The sequence below is a fragment of the Thalassospira sp. genome, from assembly GCF_030690045.1.
GTDB lineage: Bacteria > Pseudomonadota > Alphaproteobacteria > Rhodospirillales > Thalassospiraceae > Thalassospira.
On record NZ_JAUYHK010000005.1, the window covers coordinates 22557 to 39031 of the forward strand.

The window sequence follows — 16475 nt, forward strand, 5'->3', positions numbered from 1 at the left end:
CGGAATTTGCCATCACGGGTATCCGTCTTCCCCCGTTCTGGCAAACCGGAATTCAATCCGGAAGTCAAAAGGAAGACGACCAGGGAGAAACGATATGATCGTTAAAGCCAAAGGCTCTTCTGCCGTAATCAAAGGCAGTGCTGTGGCGATTGCACTGGGGCTGGCCATTCTGGCTAACCCGGCGCAGGCCGACCAGTACACCGATGCGGCGAAGAAATGGATTGATGGCGAGTTTCAGCCATCAAGTCTCGAAAAAGATGCCCAGATGAGCGAACTTGAATGGTTCATCAAAGCGGCCGAGCCATTCCGGGGTATGGAAATCAATGTGGTGTCGGAAACCATCACCACCCATGAATATGAATCCAAGGTTCTGGCCCAGGCATTCAGTGAAATCACGGGCATCAAGATCACCCATGATCTGATCGGCGAAGGCGACGTCATCGAAAAATTGCAGACGCAAATGCAGTCGAACCGTAATATCTATGACGCCTATATCAATGACTCGGACCTGATCGGCACCCATTCGCGTTATGATGCGGTGGTTCCGCTCAGCGATTTCATGGCCGACGAAGGCAAGGCTGTCACCTCGCCAACGCTGGACCTTGACGATTTCATTGGCCTGTCTTTCACCACTGGCCCGGATGGCAAGCTTTATCAACTTCCGGACCAGCAATTCGCCAACCTTTACTGGTTCCGCTATGACTGGTTCCAGCGCGCCGACCTTCAGGAACAGTTCAAGGCCAAATACGGCTACGATCTGGGTGTTCCGGTCAACTGGTCGGCCTATGAAGACATCGCCGAATTCTTTACCAACGATGTCAAGGAAATCGACGGTAAAAAAGTCTATGGCCACATGGATTACGGCAAGAAAGACCCGTCGCTGGGCTGGCGCTTTACCGATGCGTGGCTGTCAATGGCCGGTGCCGGTGACAAGGGGATCCCGAACGGCCTGCCGGTGGACGAATGGGGTATTCGCGTTGAAGGCTGTGCACCTGCCGGTTCCAGTGTTACCCGTGGTGGTGATGCCAACGGCCCGGCTGCGGTCTATTCCCTGACCAAATATATCGACTGGCTGAAAGCCTATGCCCCGCCAGAAGCCGCCGGTATGACCTTCGGCGAAGCAGGTCCGGTTCCGGCACAGGGCCAGATCGCACAGCAGATTTTCTGGTACACCGCCTTTACTGCGGACATGAACAAGGAAGGCCTGCCGGTGGTAAACGAGGATGGTACGCCGAAATGGCGTATGGCCCCCTCGCCGCATGGCCCGTATTGGGAAGAAGGCATGAAACTGGGGTATCAGGATGTGGGTTCCTGGACCCTGATGAAATCGACCCCGCCCGAGCGCCGTCAGGCTGCGTGGCTTTATGCGCAGTTCGTCACCTCGAAATCGGTGTCGCTGAAAAAGACCCTGGTTGGCCTGACCCCGATCCGTCAGTCTGACCTTGATACGCCGGAAATGCTGGAAGCCGCCCCGAAACTGGGTGGTCTGGTTGAATTTTATCGCAGCCCGGCCCGTATTTCGTGGTCGCCAACTGGCACCAACGTTCCAGATTATCCGAAACTGGCACAATTGTGGTGGCAGAACGTTGCCGAAGCTGTGACCGGCGAACGGACCCCGCAAGAAGCCATGGATAACCTTGCCAATTCCATGGACCGGGTAATGGAACGTCTGGAACGGGCAGGCATCGGTGGCGATTGCGCCCCGAAACTGAACGAGGAACGCGATGCGCAATACTGGTTCGACCAGCCCGGCGCACCGAAACCGAAACTCGACAACGAAAAACCGCAGGGTGAAACCGTCAAATATGACGATCTGATCGCTGCGTGGCGTGAAGGCCGCGTCAAGTAACGACCCGACTGGGGGTGCCGGAGGCGATTTGTCGCCTCCGGCCATTTTCCTGATTTTCAAACGCAATATTTTCTTTTCACCATTTTAGCGGGCCTGAAACACATAATCCCGACGCCCGGCCCACCGGGCGCAACGAACCTGTATGTCTGGAATGGACTGTTGCGGCCTGCCCGCAGCAGCACGGGAGGAAAAAATGACCAACGTCGTTTCAATACGACGCACAGGCTTTGGCATTCAGGGCCGCCTGATGGCGTCTTTCGCCGTTATTCTGGTGCTGGCGGGGATATCGTCGGTGGTATCGTGGTTGTCATTTGGCAATACCCGCGATCTGGTTGCCGATATCAGCACCAACAGCCTACCCTCGATCATCCGTCAGATGGAACTGGCGATGGATGGTGTTGGCATTGCCGCACAGGCCCCGGTTCTGGCCGCATCACGCAATGACGCCGAACTGGAAACCATTAAGGCCGGTCTGGTCGCCCTGATCGACGCGGCGAGCATCCGCCTTGAAGAAGTCGCTACCGCAGGGAGCGATGAAGACACCACCAATAACCTAAAAACCTTGCTGGATGATCTTGTCACCCGGCAGGATACCCTTGAAACCCTGACCCATGACCGGATTGTATTGGAGAAACGGCGCGGTGACCTGACCCTTGATATGGTTTATGCCTATGCTGATCTATCGGAATATATCAATCCTCTGGTCGAGGTGGTGGATATCGATGTTTCACGCGGCATTGGCCGGGTTGCGGGCGGCAATATGGACGCTGCCGACAGCCTGAAAGACATCACTGCATTTTCACAATTACTGTCCGAAATCCGCGCCAATATCAATCTGGCCTTTGGTATGCTGACCGCTGCGATTGCTGTACCCGAAGGCGAAGCGATGGACGAAGTGCGCAGCAAATGGAGCTGGGCCGAACTGCGAATTACCGACGCCCTTGAAAAACTGCCCGATAATGATGACGGTACCCGTATCCGGGATTTATCAAGCGCTATGTTGGCCTTTGGCGCTGGCGAAAACAGTGTTTTTGCGCTGCGCGAAACCGAATGGCGCAATCAGGATCAAACCGAACAAACCCTGAATGCCACCCTGATCAGTGCCGAAACGCTGGGCAGCAACATCTCCGATCTGGTGGCGGCCAAGCGGACCGAAGTGGAAACCAGTGCGGCAGACGCAAGGCATCAGGTCGCCCGGGATCAACAACTGATCGCGATGATCGGTATCGCGGTTCTGGTAGTCTCCTTGCTGGTTCTGATTTTTTATGTCCGGGGCAATCTGATTGCCCGATTGTTGCGGGTGATTGACGGCATGCGTCAGGTCGCGGGTGGCGATTTATCCACCGAAGTGCGCGATAATGGCCGCGATGAAATCGGCGCGATGGCCGAAATCCTGCGGCAATTCCGGGCCACATCCCTAGCTGCAACCGAGGCTGAACACCGCGTTACCCGCGAACGTAAAGCCGCCGAAACAGAACGCCGTAAGACCATGTTGCAACTGGCCGATGCGTTCGAGGCATCGGTATCGAAAGTCGTAGCCGAAGTCTCGACCGAGGCCGAGGCGATTCACGCCACTTCCAACCATGTGCGCGAACGCGCTGAAATCGCCTCGGGCAACGCCACTGGTGTTGCAGGCGCATCCGAGGAAATATCAATCAATATGGCGTCGGTTTCGACGGCGACACAGGCCCTGTCAGACCGGGTGCGCGATACCGGTGACCGGGCTCGGCAATCGGTTTTGGCGGCGGAAAATGCGGTGAATGAAGCCCGCAAAACCAACGACACCATGCGCGAACTGGAAACCGGGGCACAGGAAATCGGCGAGATTTTAAGCCTGATACAAGACATTGCTGCCCAGACCAATCTTTTGGCACTCAATGCCACCATAGAGGCCGCACGGGCCGGTGATGCGGGAAAGGGTTTTGCCGTCGTCGCCAGCGAGGTCAAAAACCTTGCTAATCAGACCGGTACCGCCACTGATCGCATCGCCCGACGCATCAGCGGCATTCAAACCACCACCAACGTTGCCGTACAGGCAATTTCCGGGATCAGCGAAAGCATTTCCGGCATTCACCAAACCGTCGATCACATGTCGCAGGCGGTTGGCGAACAACAGAATTTTGTCTCCGAAATCGCAAATAATGTTGAACAATCCGCCATCGCCGCCCGCAACATGAATGACACCATTACGCAGGTCAGCATGGCGGCGGATGACAATCTTCAGGCGGTGGATGGTTTGCGTCAGGCCACCGAACGTTTGCGCGGACAATCGGACGCCCTATCGGAACGGGTGCGCGAATTTCTGAATGGCATCCGCACCGAACACGTCGCGACACTGGATCGCACATGAATTTTCCTCTTGCGTGAACGGCAACTGGTCCGGGGCTTTCGGGCTCCGACCCGTTTTTTTTACCGTGATGATCGCGGGGAAGACACCAAAACAACGGAACGCCTTATGAACACATCACTGTTGAAAACTCTTGGTTCTCTAACCTTTACCGCCCTGATCCTTGCCTGCCTGCCGGGCAGTGCCGGGGCAGCCTCCGCCCTTGATGACGGTATTGCGTCCTATCGCCGCGGGAATTTCGCGGCATCGGCCCAAACCCTGCAACCACTGGCGCAACAGGGTAATGCCACGGCGAAATATTTGCTGTCCTGTCAAATGATCAATGGCATTGGTATTGAGGCCGATCAGAAAGCAGGCTGGACCATGCTTGAATCTGCGGCCAATAGTGGCAATGCCGATGCGCAAATCCTTTTGGCTCGCCGGATGGAAGCCCTGAACGCCCCACACGATGATATTCGTGCACTGTATGAACAGGCCGCCACCCAAAACCACAGTCAGGCATTGTTGTGGCTGGCCCTTGATGAGATCGCGCAGGATGATCGCCCGGCAGCAAAGGCCCATCTGCAAACTGCATGGCACGGCGGTGATCCACGTGCGGCCACCCTGCTGGCCACCCAGTTTGCCGCCGAAATCGATAACCCGGATAAATTGCTGCAAGCCGCCGCGCAAAAGGGCGAAATGCGCGCTGCCGCCCATCTGGCCGACCGCGCCCAACAGGCTGAAAACTACGTGAAATCAGTTGGATGGTGCGCCATTGCATCGGGCCTGCCCGGTCATGCTGCCAATGTTAACTGGGCCGATATCGGGGTGGCGATTGAAAAAACCTGTGCGCGATATGACGAAGATTTGCAACCGGCAGCCCGCGCGCAAAACCGCAATAATGTCGATGAATTTCTGGCCGGATTCTTCCGGGAATATGAACCGTGGACGCCCTGGCGTCCCTGTACGGTACGATAAGGCTGCAACTATTTCAGAACAGCCAGATCACCCGGCGTATTGATATTGGCAAACAGGGCGGGTTGATCGGGCCGGGTCGGGATCGTCACCCGCACGGCCTCCACCGACCGTAACGCCCCACCCACACGCCGGTCGTCATTGGCAAGTTGGGTTTCAATCGTCTCTGCCCCGTTACGATGCCAGACAGCGGCAAGGAAATGATCGCGGGTGTCATATTGCGCAAAGGCGGCCAAACGGCCCGCCCCTTGCGCGGCAGCTGCCAATTTCCGCACCAGATCATCAGGCAGAACCGGGCAATCAACCGGGAAGATCGCCAGCCAGTCGATATCATCGGGCAAAGCCCGCAACCCGCCCAGAATACCGCCCAGCGGCCCCTGACCGGCTACCGGATAATCGGCAATCACCGGGCAATCAAATGCCGCAAAACGGGCCGGGTCTTCGTTGCTGGAAATCATCACGATGTCGCATTGCTGCCGCGCCATTGCGATCACATGGGCGATCAGCGGTTTGCCTGCCAGTTCGCGAAACGGTTTGTCGCCGCCCATACGTTTCCCCTCACCCCCGGCAAGGACAAGGGCAGCAGTTTTGGGCATCTTCCCGGCGGGCGTAATATCGGGCACCGTTTCAGTCCTGTTGCGCAGCATTTGATCATCTGTAACCGAAAACGGGGCAGCCCGAAAGCCACCCCGTTTGTTTTGATATACCCGAAAGGATGGTTCATACGCCCGCAGGCATATTTTCCGCCTTGCGTTCCACCTTGCGCGGAGCGGTCAATTCTTTCCATTTTGACAGCGCCTTGTTGACCGCCGGAAAGGCGTCCCGCCTTACAAACTGGCCATCGCCGCATTTCGCCAGCACCTTGCCTTCCTGTGCTGCAATGCGACCACCACTGATGGTAAAGCGCGGCAGTCCGGTGACTTCAAAGCCTTCAAACACATTGTAATCAATCGCCGAAAGTTGCGTTTTGGCGGCAATGGTTTTGCTGGCCTTCGGGTCCCAGACGATCAGATCCGCATCGGCCCCCACCATAATCGCCCCCTTGCGCGGATAGATATTAAGGATCTTGGCGATATTGGTCGATGTGACGGCGACAAATTCATTCATCGTCAACCGGCCGGTATTGACCCCGGCGCTCCACAGAACCGGCAGGCGGTCTTCAAGGCCACCGGTGCCATTGGGAATTTTGGTAAAATCGCCAAGGCCAAAACGTTTTTGTTTGGTGGTAAAGGCGCAATGATCGGTCGCCACTACCTGCAAACTACCCGATGCCAGACCGTTCCACAGACCATCCTGATGCAATTTGCTGCGGAACGGTGGCGACATGACGCGCCGTGCCGCATGATCCCAATCGGGATGGGTATATTCGGACTCATCGAGAACCAGATGCTGCACCAACGGTTCACCGAATACCCGTTTGCCATTCTGGCGGGCGCGGCGGATGGCTTCGTGTGCCGGCTCGCAGGATACATGCACAATATACAGTGGCACATTGGCCATATCGGCAATCATGATGGCGCGGTTGCAGGCCTCGCCCTCGACATCGACCGGGCGGGAATAGGCATGGGCTTCGGGTCCGTTATTGCCTTCGGCCAGCAGCTTTTGCTGCAACGCGGCCACCACATCACCGTTTTCGGCATGAACCAGCGGCATTGCGCCCAGTTCAGAACAGCGTTGAAAGGATGCGAACATTTCATCGTCATCCACCATCAACGCGCCCTTATAGGCCATGAAATGCTTGAAAGTGTTGATACCTTTTTCCTGCACCACGGTTTTCATTTCATTGAAAACCTGTTCGCCCCACCACGTAATAGCCATGTGGAAGGAATAATCGCACACAGCCTTGGTCGATTTATTGTCCCACGCCTGAAGTGCCTCAAGCAACGACTGGTTGGGCGATGGCAAACAGAAATCTACCACCATCGTCGTACCGCCGGAAACGGCGGCCTTGGTGCCGGATTCAAAATCATCCTCGGAATAGGTCCCCATAAAGGGCATTTCCAGATGGGTATGCGGGTCGATCCCGCCCGGCATCACATAACATCCCGTCGCATCGACGGTCTGATCGCCAACCAGATTGGGGCCGATGTCGGCGATTTTGCCATTCTCAACGAGGATATCCGACGTAAAGGTCAGATCGGCGGTTACAATCGTTCCGCCGCGAATTACCATAGACATGGGTGGCTCCTTGTCTGCCGTAGGGGTGTCAGACGTTTTTCCGCCCTTCACACCCGTTTATTCTGAAGGAATGCCCGTCTGGCAGGATACATCCTGCCAGACGGTAAAGTCCGGATCGCCCGCAATTACATCTTGTCGGTAACAGCGTGGGTCCATGCGCCTTCCGGTGCTTTGGTAATCACCGGGTCCGAACCACCCGACAGCAGGCTGTCAACGGTCTGCTGATAGGCATCGACATCCAGCACCCCGTCATCATCCAGCAATTTGGCGATTTCGGTCATCATGCGGACCTGATGCTTTTCAGTCTGGGCACCGGTGGCATCGTTATCCAGAACGATCATCGCGGCATCTTCGGGATTTTCAGCCGCCCATTTCCAGCCCTTCATGCTGGCCGCAACAAAACGGGCCATTTTATCGACAAAGGCCGGGTCTTTCAGATTGTCTTCCAAAACATAAAGACCATCTTCAAGGGTTGCCACACCCTGATCCTGATATTTAAAGACATTGAGCTGGTCTTCGGAAATACCGGCATCAATCACCTGCCAATATTCGTTATAGGTCATGGTCGAAATGCAATCGGCTTGTTTCTGCAACAATGGATCAACGTTAAATCCCTGTTTCAGAACAGTCACACCACCAGCACTGCCATCGGTCGGAATGCCAAGTTTCGACATCCAGCTTAAAAATGGATATTCATTGCCAAAGAACCAGACGCCCAGCGTCCGACCCGGAAAATCTTCTGGCCCGGCAACGCCGGTTTCCTTCAGACAGGTCAGCATCATGCCCGATTCTGCAAAAGGCTGGGCGATATTGACCAAAGCCACACCCTTCTCGCGCGAGGCAAGGGCGGACGGCATCCAGTCAACCACCACATCGGCACCACCACCGGCAATCACCTGCGGCGGGGCTACGTCAGGGCCGCCCGGATTGATGGTAACGTCCAGATCGGCTTCTTCGTAAAACCCCTTGTCCAGCGCAACGTAATAGCCTGCAAACTGGGCCTGTGTGACCCATTTAAGCTGCAACGTCACCGCATCGGCAGCCATGGCTGACAGTGACGTCATTCCCACTACAATCCCGGCCGCAGTCGCAAAAACTTTTCTCATTCGTTGAAGTCTCCTCAGGTTGAAGTGAAGTCCTCCCGACGGGTCGCCTTTTTGTGCTTTTTTAGCGACGTACCCGAAATGACGGATGCCATGATGTAACCTTGCGTTCGGCAAGGGCCACGGCTCCGTAAAAGGCAGTTCCCGCAAGGGCCGCCAATGCAATTTCCGCCCAGACCATATCGACATTCATCCGCCCGACCTCGGTCGAAATGCGAAATCCCATGCCGACAATCGGGGTTCCGAAAAATTCGGCAACGATGGCCCCGATCAGCGCCAGAGTTGAATTGATTTTGAGAGCATTAAAGATAAATGGCAATGCCGCAGGCAATCGAAGCCGCAAAAGTGTGGACCAATACCCCGACGCATAGGTCGCCATCAGGTCCTTTTCCAACCGCCCCGCAGCATTAAGGCCGGTCACCGTATTCACCAACATCGGGAAAAAGGTCATGATGACAATAACAGCAGCCTTTGATTGCCAGTCAAAACCGAACCACATCACCATGATCGGCGCAACACCAATGATCGGCAGCGCCGACACCATGTTGCCCAACGGCAATAATCCGCGTTTGAGAAACGGCACCCGGTCCACCGCAATCGCCACGATAAAGGCACTGCCACATCCCATCACATAGCCCGACAACACCGCCTTGATAAAGGTCTGGTGAAAATCGGCCCACAGGATCGGAATCGATCCAGTAAACCGTTCGGCAATCATGGAAGGTGGCGGCAACAAAACCTGTGGCACACCAAATCCCACCGTCACCACCTGCCAGACAAATAGCAACCAGACACCAAAGGCGACCGGCACCAGAAGATGGGCGGCTTGCTGCTTGCCGGTTTCAAGGGTGCGGTATTTGGCCAGAACGTCAATCGCCCGCCACACCAGCGCCCAGAGTGACAGGATAAACAGCCAGAACCCGACACGGGCATGGCCGCCAATCCCGTAATCGTCCAGACTGACAATTGCCTGCCAGCCACCAAAAATCACCACCAGCAACAACATGGATGCCAGCGCGACATTGCCTACCCCGTACCAGGTAAACACCGCCCCGGCGATCACACAGAGTGCCATCGCAACGGCCAACCCCGGAATATCGCCGACAAAAGCGACCATCTTGCCGGTATCGGGATCGGCCCCGGTCAACGGAAAAATCAGCGCCAGCAAGGCGGCAATCGCCCCGACCAGACAGAATTTATCAATTTTTCCGGTCATGGCCGCGCCCCCATACGTTCCAGAACCCGGCGCTCCATCCGTCCAACACCATACACCATCATCCCGGCGATAAAGGCGGCGGTAAACAATGCCGACCAGATTTGAATGGTTTGCCCATAATAGGATCCGGCCAGCAAACGGGCACCCAGTCCGGCCTGTGCCCCGGTTGGCAATTCGCCAACAATTGCACCCACCAGACTGATGGCAATCGCCACCTTGAGGCTGGCAAACAGAAACGGCATGGCGGATGGCCAGCGCAGCGCCCAGAATGTCTGCCATTTCGAGGCATTATAGGTCCGCATCAGGTCAAGCTGAATATGATCGGGAGATCGCAACCCCTTGACCATACCAATCGTCACCGGAAAAAAGCACAGATAGGTTGATATGATGGCCTTGGGCACCAGACCTTTAAGGCCAATCGCCCCCAGAACCACCACAATCATCGGCGCAATCGCCAGAATTGGAATGGTTTGCGATGAAATTACCCACGGCATCAGGCTTTTCTCAAGCGTGATGACATGAACAATCCCAACCGCCAGCAAAATCCCCAGAAACGTCCCCATCCCAAAGCCCAGCAAGGTCGAGGATAATGTCACCCAGCTATGATAAACCAGTGAGCGTTTCGAGGTGATTCCGACTGTAAAGATCGTTTTGTACATTTCCTGTGCCACCTGATGCGGGGCGGGCAAAATCGGCCGTTCCTGCATCATGGTATCGGAAATCAGTTGCGCGGCGGTCCAGTCCTGACCGGCGCGGTTATAACGGTCAATCTGGGTCGGCGCATTCAGATAAATCACCGCGACATGCCAGATCACCACAAAGGCCAGTAAAACCACAATCACCGGCCCGGTGGTGCCCGCCATCATGCGGATCCATAATGACGGCCCGGCATAGGTCACTGAAAGACTTGCGCTATCACTCGTCATAACTGTGCCCCGCCCGCAACCCTTCACGCACACGATGGGCGATTTCCAAAAATTCCGGGCTTTCCCGGATATCAAGGGTACGATCCTTGGGAAATCTGGTTTCGATCACATCAATGATCCGGCCCGGACGCGGCGACATCACCACGATCTTGCTCGACAGATATACTGCCTCGGGGATCGAATGAGTGACAAAGGCCACGGTTTTGTTGGTTCGCGCCCACAGTTTCAGCAATTGTTCGTTCAAATGATCGCGGACAATTTCATCCAGTGCACCAAACGGTTCATCCATCAACAGCAAATCGGCATCGAAACTCAGCGCCCGGGCAATAGAGGCACGCTGCTGCATGCCACCCGATAACTGCCACGGGAATTTCTTTTCAAACCCGTTCAGTTCCACCAGTTTCAGGGCATCATGGGCGCGTTTGACCCGTTCGGCCTTTGTCATTTCCATGATTTCAAGCGGCAGGGTGACATTGCGTTCAATCGTCCGCCACGGCAACAAGGCCGGGGCCTGAAACACATAGCCATAGGCGCGGTTCTGTCGGGCTTCGCTGGCGGAAACGCCATTGATCGACACATCGCCCGACGTCGCCTTTTCCAGATCGGCAATCACACGCAACAGGGTGGTTTTGCCACAGCCCGATGGACCGATAAACGACACGAATTCGCCCCGGTTGATCGTCAGATCGACATCAGACAAGGCATAAACCGGCCCGTCTGCGGTCTGAAAGGTCAGTGTCAGTTTTTGAATATCAACAACGGCATCTTTCGATACCGGCATTTGCGCCACATTATTGACGACGGCTTTTAACGTCATGGGGTGTTTCCCTGATCGAATGTCTCTCAAAACCTCCCTCAGGGACATTGCCCTGAACCTTGCCGACTTTTTATATGTGTCGGTCAAGGCAGACGGCGAACAGGCTGTTGCCCGTTCGCCGCCCTATTGTCAGTTCCCGTCCGTCAGACGGGTATAGGTCGATGGCCTGCGGTCGCGGAAAAACTGCCAAGTATTACGCACTTCGCGGACCATCGACATATCCATGTCATGGACAATCAGTTCATCCTGATCACGCGATGCTTCTTTTTCAATCTGGCCACGCGGATTGACAAAATAGCTTTGCCCGTAAAATTCGCCGATATCCCACGGCATTTCACGGCCAACCCGGTTAATCGCCCCAATATAACAGCCATTGGCGACCGCAGATGCCGGTTGTTCCAGTTTCCACAGATATTCCGACAACCCGGCCACCGTGGCCGACGGATTGACAATATATTCCGCCCCGTTCAACGCCAGTGCACGCCAACCTTCCGGAAAATGTCGGTCGTAACAGATGTAAACACCCAACTTGCAATATTGCGTTTCAAATACCGGCCAGTTGGATGCACCGGGTTTGAAGAAAAACTTTTCCCAAAAACCGGCAACCTGCGGAATATGGGTTTTGCGGTATTTACCAAGATAACTGCCATCGGCGTCAATCACGGCGGCGGTATTGTAATAAACCCCGGTGATATCCTGTTCATAGATCGGAACGACAATGACCATTTTGTGCTTTTTGGCGAGTTCGCACATCAGTTGCGTGGTTGGGCCATCGGGAATGGCTTCGGCCGCGTCGTACCATTTTTTGTCCTGGCTCGGACAAAAATAAGGTTGCGTGAACACTTCCTGAAAACACAGAACCTGAACACCCTGTTTACCCGCCGCCTCGATATAGGGCAGATGGGCATCAATCATGGCCTTGCGAATTTCATCGGGTGACTGATCCGTGGTGCCTTTCAGGCCCATCTGAATCAGTCCGCCTCTCAACATCGACATGCGGAATACCTCCTGATATTTTTCGTGCCCTTGCCGTCTTGTGCCGGTCTGTGCGGGCTTGTGTGGCCTTTGCCCCGATCCGGGGGCAAAGGCCGAAATCGTCAAACCGTCCGGTCAGTTGGACGGGAAATTAAACTGCGCCCCGGCGCGAATGCCGGTCGGCCAGCGCGTGGTCACGGTTTTCAACCTGGTATAGAAATGCACGGCTTCGGGCCCGTAAATACCATGCGCCCCGAAAATCGAGCGTTTCCAGCCGCCAAAGCTGTGATAGCCAACCGGAACCGGGATCGGCACATTCACGCCGACCATCCCGACCTGAATACGATCAATGAAATTGCGAGCCGCATCACCATCGCGGGTGAAAATTGCGGTACCATTGCCATATTCATGACGGTTGATCAGATCAACCGCCGTATCGTAGCTATCCGCCCGCACAACCGACAGAACCGGACCAAAAATTTCCTCGCGGTAAATCGTCATGTCGGGCGTCACCCGGTCAAACAGGGTCCCGCCGACGAAATAACCGTTTTCATACCCCTGAAGGCTGAACCCACGGCCATCGACCACCAGTTCAGCCCCTTCTTTCACACCCGCATCAATATAACCCAGCACCTTTTGCTTGTGTGCGGCGGTAATCACCGGCCCCATATCGGCATCCGTATCAGTAGCCGGTCCGATTTTAAGGGCGGCAACCTTTGGGGCCAGTGCAGAAACCAGACGATTGGCAGTTTCCTCGCCAACCGGGACGGCCACGGAAATCGCCATGCAGCGTTCGCCCGCCGATCCATAACCCGCCCCCATCAGGGCATCAACCGCCTGATCAATATCGGCATCGGGCATGATGATCATATGGTTTTTCGCCCCGCCCAGCGCCTGAACCCGCTTGCCATTGGCGGTGCCGGTTTTATAGACATATTCGGCAATCGGGGTTGACCCGACAAAGCTGATAGCCTGCACATCAGGATGATGTAACAGACCATCCACCGCAACCTTGTCGCCATGCAACACATTGCAAACACCGTCTGGCAAACCGGCCTCTTTCAGAAGTTCCACCACCAGATTGGCCGCCGACGGATCGCGTTCGGACGGTTTGAGGATAAAGGCATTGCCACAGGCAATCGCCATCGGGATCATCCATAACGGCACCATTGCCGGAAAATTAAACGGTGTAATCCCGGCGACAACGCCCAAAGCATGACGGTCCGAGGCGGTATCAATCGCCGGGCCGACATTGCGGCTGAAATCACCTTTCAGCAAATGCGGAATACCACAGGCAAATTCCACAACTTCCAGGGCACGGGCCACTTCACCCAGTGCATCGGGGTGGGTTTTGCCATGTTCGGCCGAAATCGCACTGGCGATGTCATCGGCACGTAGTTCCAACAGGGCCTTATAGGCAAACATCACCCGTGCACGTTTGGCCGGGGGTACTTGCGACCAGCTTTCAAACGCGGCTTTGGCAGTTGCCACTACCGTATTGACGTCGGCCTCACAGGCCAGAACGACTTCGCCGGTTTGTTCACCGGTCGCCGGGTTATAAACGGCGGCGGTACGGGTGCTGTCGGCACTTGTATACTGGCCGCCAATGATGTGTTCAATGCGTTTCATAAATCATGTCGCCTTAGTCAAGATGGGTCAGAACATCGCGCAGCGTGCCAAACAACTGGTCGATATGGGATTTTTCAATGATCAGCGGCGGCGACAACGCAATGATATCGCCGGTGGTGCGGATCAGAACGCCTTTTTCAAAGGCCTTCAAAAAGGCGCTAAAGGCGCGTTTGGTCGGCTGCCCTTCAATGCCTTCCAGTTCAATAGCGCCGATCAGGCCCAGATTGCGGATATCCTTGACATGCGGCACGTCTTTCAGGCTGTGCACCGCGTCTTCCCAATACTGGCCCAGTTCCTGCCCCTTGGTATAAAGACCTTCTTCCTCGTAGGTCTCCAGCGTCGCCAGACCGGCCGCACAGGCCACCGGATTGCCTGAATAGGTATAGCCGTGAAACAGCTCTATCATGTTTTCCGGGCCGGTCATAAAGGCATCATGAATGGCATCGGTGGCAAACACCGCCCCCATCGGAATCGTCCCATTGGTCAGCCCCTTGGCCGTTGTGACCAGATCGGGCTGGACGCCGAAATAATCAACGGCAAACGGCATGCCAAGGCGGCCAAAGCCGGTAATAACCTCATCAAAAATCAGCAAGATGCCATGTTTGGTACAGATATCGCGCAGGCGCTGCAAATAACCCTGCGGCGGGATCAGAACCCCGGTCGATCCGGCAACCGGTTCAACAATGACCGCCGCGATGGTTGATGGATCATGCAGTACGCAGACTTTTTCCAGATCATCGGCAAATTCGGCACCGTGCGCCGGAATGCCACGGGTGAAACTGTTGCGGTCCGGATCGTGGGTATGACGGATATGATCCACCCCGCCCAGCATCTGACCATACATTTTGCGGTTGCCCGAAATGCCACCAACCGAGATACCACCAAAATTAACCCCGTGATAACCGCGTTCGCGACCAATCAGGCGGGTCCGTTGCCCCTCGCCGCGCACCCGATGATAGGCCAGCGCGATTTTCAGCGCGGTTTCAACCGATTCCGATCCACTATTGGTATAGAAAACATGGTTCAGATCGCCCGGCATCAATTGTGCCAGACGGCTAGCCAGTTCAAACGCTTTGGGATGGCCCATCTGGAATGCCGGGGCATAATCCAGTTCGTCCATCTGTTCCTTGACCGCTTCGACAATTTTCGGGCGCTTGTGGCCGGCATTGCAGCACCACAAACCGGCGGTACCGTCCAAAATGTCGCGGCCATCGTCGGTTTTGTAATACATGCCTTCGGCCGAAACCAGCATGCGTGGGGCCTGTTTGAATTGCCGGTTGGCAGTAAACGGCATCCAGAAGGCAGACAAATCATTGGGGCGGCGGTTTTTGGTGGTGGCGGTCATTTTCTTTCAGGTCTCCCGAACCTTTTTGACATCCCGGGCATCAATCCATACCCATCTTCTTTTCCACGCCATCATCCGGGACCCGACAGGCGCAGGCAAGGCCAATCGCCATGCCACGCCGCAAACAGGTCCACGCCCTAATGATGGCGCACAAAAAATCGTTAGCACGGGCCACAGCCCCTGCACTAGCGGTTTGATGCTAAACGGATTCCCGTTGCACTCTCTGATTAGAACTTCCCATTCAGGCGATCCCTGTTTTTTGTTTACCATGCTGCGATTCTGGTTATGTTTTGCCCGGCGAACACCGTTGGGGTGTTCTTTCGGGTGCGCAGTCACGATTATTTTAAACTTGCTTTTTAGCACTTAAAGTAGAGATTATTTTAACCTGACCAAACGGTCAAGATAAATGACTCCCAACATCAGGGCGAGGCAATGACAGCAACACACCGACAGGCCAATGGCGCACACAAGGCCGCGATCCGGCAGGAAAACGAACATCTGATTCTTGCCGCTGCCGAACGGGTTTTCGCCGATTACGGTTTCAAGGGAGCGACCACCGCCCGCATCGCCGAAATCGCCGATGTGCCCAAGGCCAATGTCCATTATTATTTCAGCACCAAGGAAATGCTGTATCGCCGGATTATGGAGGATGTCTGTTCACACTGGCTGGATGCGGCCATGACCTTTGACAACAGCGCCAATCCCGCCGAGGTCTTGCGCGGTTATATCGAGGCCAAAATGGATTTATCGCGCGCCCGCCCGCATGGCTCGCGCATCTGGGCTCATGAAATCATTCGTGGCGCAAAATTTTCATCCGATTACATCTCGACCACAGTCAAAAGCTGGCTCGACAGCCGGGTAGTTGTCCTTAATCGCTGGATCTCCGAAGGCAAGATGGATGCAGTTGAACCCTACAGCCTGATGTATATGATTTTCGCCACCACCCAGCATTACGCCGACTTTGCCCGCCAGATCGAAATCTTCAACAATGACGCCCCGCTGTCTGACGCACAATTTGCCGAGGCAAAGGAAAATGTCGTGCGGATTATCCTCAAAGGTGTTGGACTTTCCTGATCACCTTGGACAAAAAACGGGCCGGTTGCCCGGCCCGAAGTCTTGAGGTGTTGTGGAGGAAG

General features: G+C 55.3%; 13 protein-coding genes. 4 read left to right on the forward strand and 9 right to left on the reverse strand.

Translation table 11 applies throughout. The features are described 5' to 3' along the window. The first annotated feature begins 94 nt into the window (after nucleotides 1–94). The 3 genes from Q8O73_RS02385 to Q8O73_RS02395 all read left to right on the forward strand — a co-directional run bounded on the left by Q8O73_RS02385 (nucleotide 95) and on the right by Q8O73_RS02395 (nucleotide 5153). On the forward strand, nucleotides 95–1849 hold the full coding sequence (locus tag Q8O73_RS02385; protein ID WP_305554373.1) for an ABC transporter substrate-binding protein: 1755 nt from the start codon (nucleotides 95–97) through the stop codon (nucleotides 1847–1849). A 193-nt stretch (nucleotides 1850–2042) separates the two neighbouring features. Then, nucleotides 2043–4199, forward strand: a complete 2157-nt coding sequence (locus Q8O73_RS02390) for a methyl-accepting chemotaxis protein (RefSeq protein WP_305554376.1) — start codon at nucleotides 2043–2045, stop codon at nucleotides 4197–4199. Nucleotides 4200–4304: 105 nt separating this feature from the next. After that, nucleotides 4305–5153: a sel1 repeat family protein gene (locus Q8O73_RS02395; RefSeq protein WP_305554378.1), complete on the forward strand. Its 849-nt coding sequence runs from the start codon at nucleotides 4305–4307 to the stop codon at nucleotides 5151–5153. Between the two features lie 8 nt (nucleotides 5154–5161). On the opposite strand, the gene mobA is transcribed toward Q8O73_RS02395, so the two are convergent. The 9 genes from mobA to Q8O73_RS02440 all read right to left on the reverse strand — a co-directional run bounded on the left by mobA (nucleotide 5162) and on the right by Q8O73_RS02440 (nucleotide 15339). After that, nucleotides 5162–5797, reverse strand: coding sequence for a molybdenum cofactor guanylyltransferase MobA (mobA, locus tag Q8O73_RS02400; protein WP_305554381.1), 636 nt, complete (start codon nucleotides 5795–5797; stop codon nucleotides 5162–5164). A 73-nt stretch (nucleotides 5798–5870) separates the two neighbouring features. After that, nucleotides 5871–7328: a dihydropyrimidinase gene (gene hydA / locus Q8O73_RS02405; protein ID WP_305554384.1), complete on the reverse strand. Its 1458-nt coding sequence runs from the start codon at nucleotides 7326–7328 to the stop codon at nucleotides 5871–5873. A 125-nt stretch (nucleotides 7329–7453) separates the two neighbouring features. Then, nucleotides 7454–8434, reverse strand: a complete 981-nt coding sequence (locus Q8O73_RS02410) for an ABC transporter substrate-binding protein (protein WP_305554388.1) — start codon at nucleotides 8432–8434, stop codon at nucleotides 7454–7456. A 61-nt stretch (nucleotides 8435–8495) separates the two neighbouring features. Next, complete coding sequence (locus Q8O73_RS02415) at nucleotides 8496–9647, reverse strand: ABC transporter permease (protein ID WP_305554391.1); 1152 nt, start codon at nucleotides 9645–9647, stop codon at nucleotides 8496–8498. Next, nucleotides 9644–10573: an ABC transporter permease gene (locus tag Q8O73_RS02420; protein ID WP_305554394.1), complete on the reverse strand. Its 930-nt coding sequence runs from the start codon at nucleotides 10571–10573 to the stop codon at nucleotides 9644–9646. The genes Q8O73_RS02415 and Q8O73_RS02420 overlap by 4 nt, the downstream gene beginning before the upstream one ends. After that, nucleotides 10563–11354 (reverse strand): ABC transporter ATP-binding protein, encoded by a 792-nt coding sequence (locus Q8O73_RS02425; RefSeq protein WP_305554881.1) that lies wholly within the window; start codon nucleotides 11352–11354, stop codon nucleotides 10563–10565. Before Q8O73_RS02425 ends, Q8O73_RS02420 begins: the two co-directional genes overlap by 11 nt. A 165-nt stretch (nucleotides 11355–11519) precedes the next feature. Next, nucleotides 11520–12386: a nitrilase-related carbon-nitrogen hydrolase gene (locus Q8O73_RS02430; RefSeq protein ID WP_305554397.1), complete on the reverse strand. Its 867-nt coding sequence runs from the start codon at nucleotides 12384–12386 to the stop codon at nucleotides 11520–11522. Between the two features lie 114 nt (nucleotides 12387–12500). After that, nucleotides 12501–13994 carry a CoA-acylating methylmalonate-semialdehyde dehydrogenase gene (locus Q8O73_RS02435; protein ID WP_305554400.1) on the reverse strand — a complete coding sequence of 498 codons (1494 nt, stop codon included), beginning with the start codon at nucleotides 13992–13994 and terminating at the stop codon, nucleotides 12501–12503. Between the two features lie 13 nt (nucleotides 13995–14007). Continuing rightward, nucleotides 14008–15339: an aspartate aminotransferase family protein gene (locus Q8O73_RS02440; protein ID WP_305554403.1), complete on the reverse strand. Its 1332-nt coding sequence runs from the start codon at nucleotides 15337–15339 to the stop codon at nucleotides 14008–14010. A gap of 432 nt (nucleotides 15340–15771) precedes the next feature. Between Q8O73_RS02440 and Q8O73_RS02445 the strand changes: the two genes are divergently transcribed. Then, nucleotides 15772–16413 carry a TetR/AcrR family transcriptional regulator gene (locus Q8O73_RS02445; RefSeq protein WP_305554406.1) on the forward strand — a complete coding sequence of 214 codons (642 nt, stop codon included), beginning with the start codon at nucleotides 15772–15774 and terminating at the stop codon, nucleotides 16411–16413. The last annotated feature ends 62 nt before the right edge of the window (nucleotides 16414–16475 follow it).

What these genes read in the sequence shown, in the direction of transcription:
- Q8O73_RS02385 (WP_305554373.1), top strand. Translation starts at nt 95, where the DNA reads ATGATCGTTAAAGCCAAAGGCTCTTCTGCCGTAATCAAAGGCAGTGCT.
- Q8O73_RS02390 (WP_305554376.1), top strand. Translation starts at nt 2,043, where the DNA reads ATGACCAACGTCGTTTCAATACGACGCACAGGCTTTGGCATTCAGGGC.
- Q8O73_RS02395 (WP_305554378.1), top strand. Translation starts at nt 4,305, where the DNA reads ATGAACACATCACTGTTGAAAACTCTTGGTTCTCTAACCTTTACCGCC.
- mobA (WP_305554381.1), bottom strand. Translation starts at nt 5,797, where the DNA reads ATGCTGCGCAACAGGACTGAAACGGTGCCCGATATTACGCCCGCCGGG.
- hydA (WP_305554384.1), bottom strand. Translation starts at nt 7,328, where the DNA reads ATGTCTATGGTAATTCGCGGCGGAACGATTGTAACCGCCGATCTGACC.
- Q8O73_RS02410 (WP_305554388.1), bottom strand. Translation starts at nt 8,434, where the DNA reads ATGAGAAAAGTTTTTGCGACTGCGGCCGGGATTGTAGTGGGAATGACG.
- Q8O73_RS02415 (WP_305554391.1), bottom strand. Translation starts at nt 9,647, where the DNA reads ATGACCGGAAAAATTGATAAATTCTGTCTGGTCGGGGCGATTGCCGCC.
- Q8O73_RS02420 (WP_305554394.1), bottom strand. Translation starts at nt 10,573, where the DNA reads ATGACGAGTGATAGCGCAAGTCTTTCAGTGACCTATGCCGGGCCGTCA.
- Q8O73_RS02425 (WP_305554881.1), bottom strand. Translation starts at nt 11,354, where the DNA reads ATGCCGGTATCGAAAGATGCCGTTGTTGATATTCAAAAACTGACACTG.
- Q8O73_RS02430 (WP_305554397.1), bottom strand. Translation starts at nt 12,386, where the DNA reads ATGTCGATGTTGAGAGGCGGACTGATTCAGATGGGCCTGAAAGGCACC.
- Q8O73_RS02435 (WP_305554400.1), bottom strand. Translation starts at nt 13,994, where the DNA reads ATGAAACGCATTGAACACATCATTGGCGGCCAGTATACAAGTGCCGAC.
- Q8O73_RS02440 (WP_305554403.1), bottom strand. Translation starts at nt 15,339, where the DNA reads ATGACCGCCACCACCAAAAACCGCCGCCCCAATGATTTGTCTGCCTTC.
- Q8O73_RS02445 (WP_305554406.1), top strand. Translation starts at nt 15,772, where the DNA reads ATGACAGCAACACACCGACAGGCCAATGGCGCACACAAGGCCGCGATC.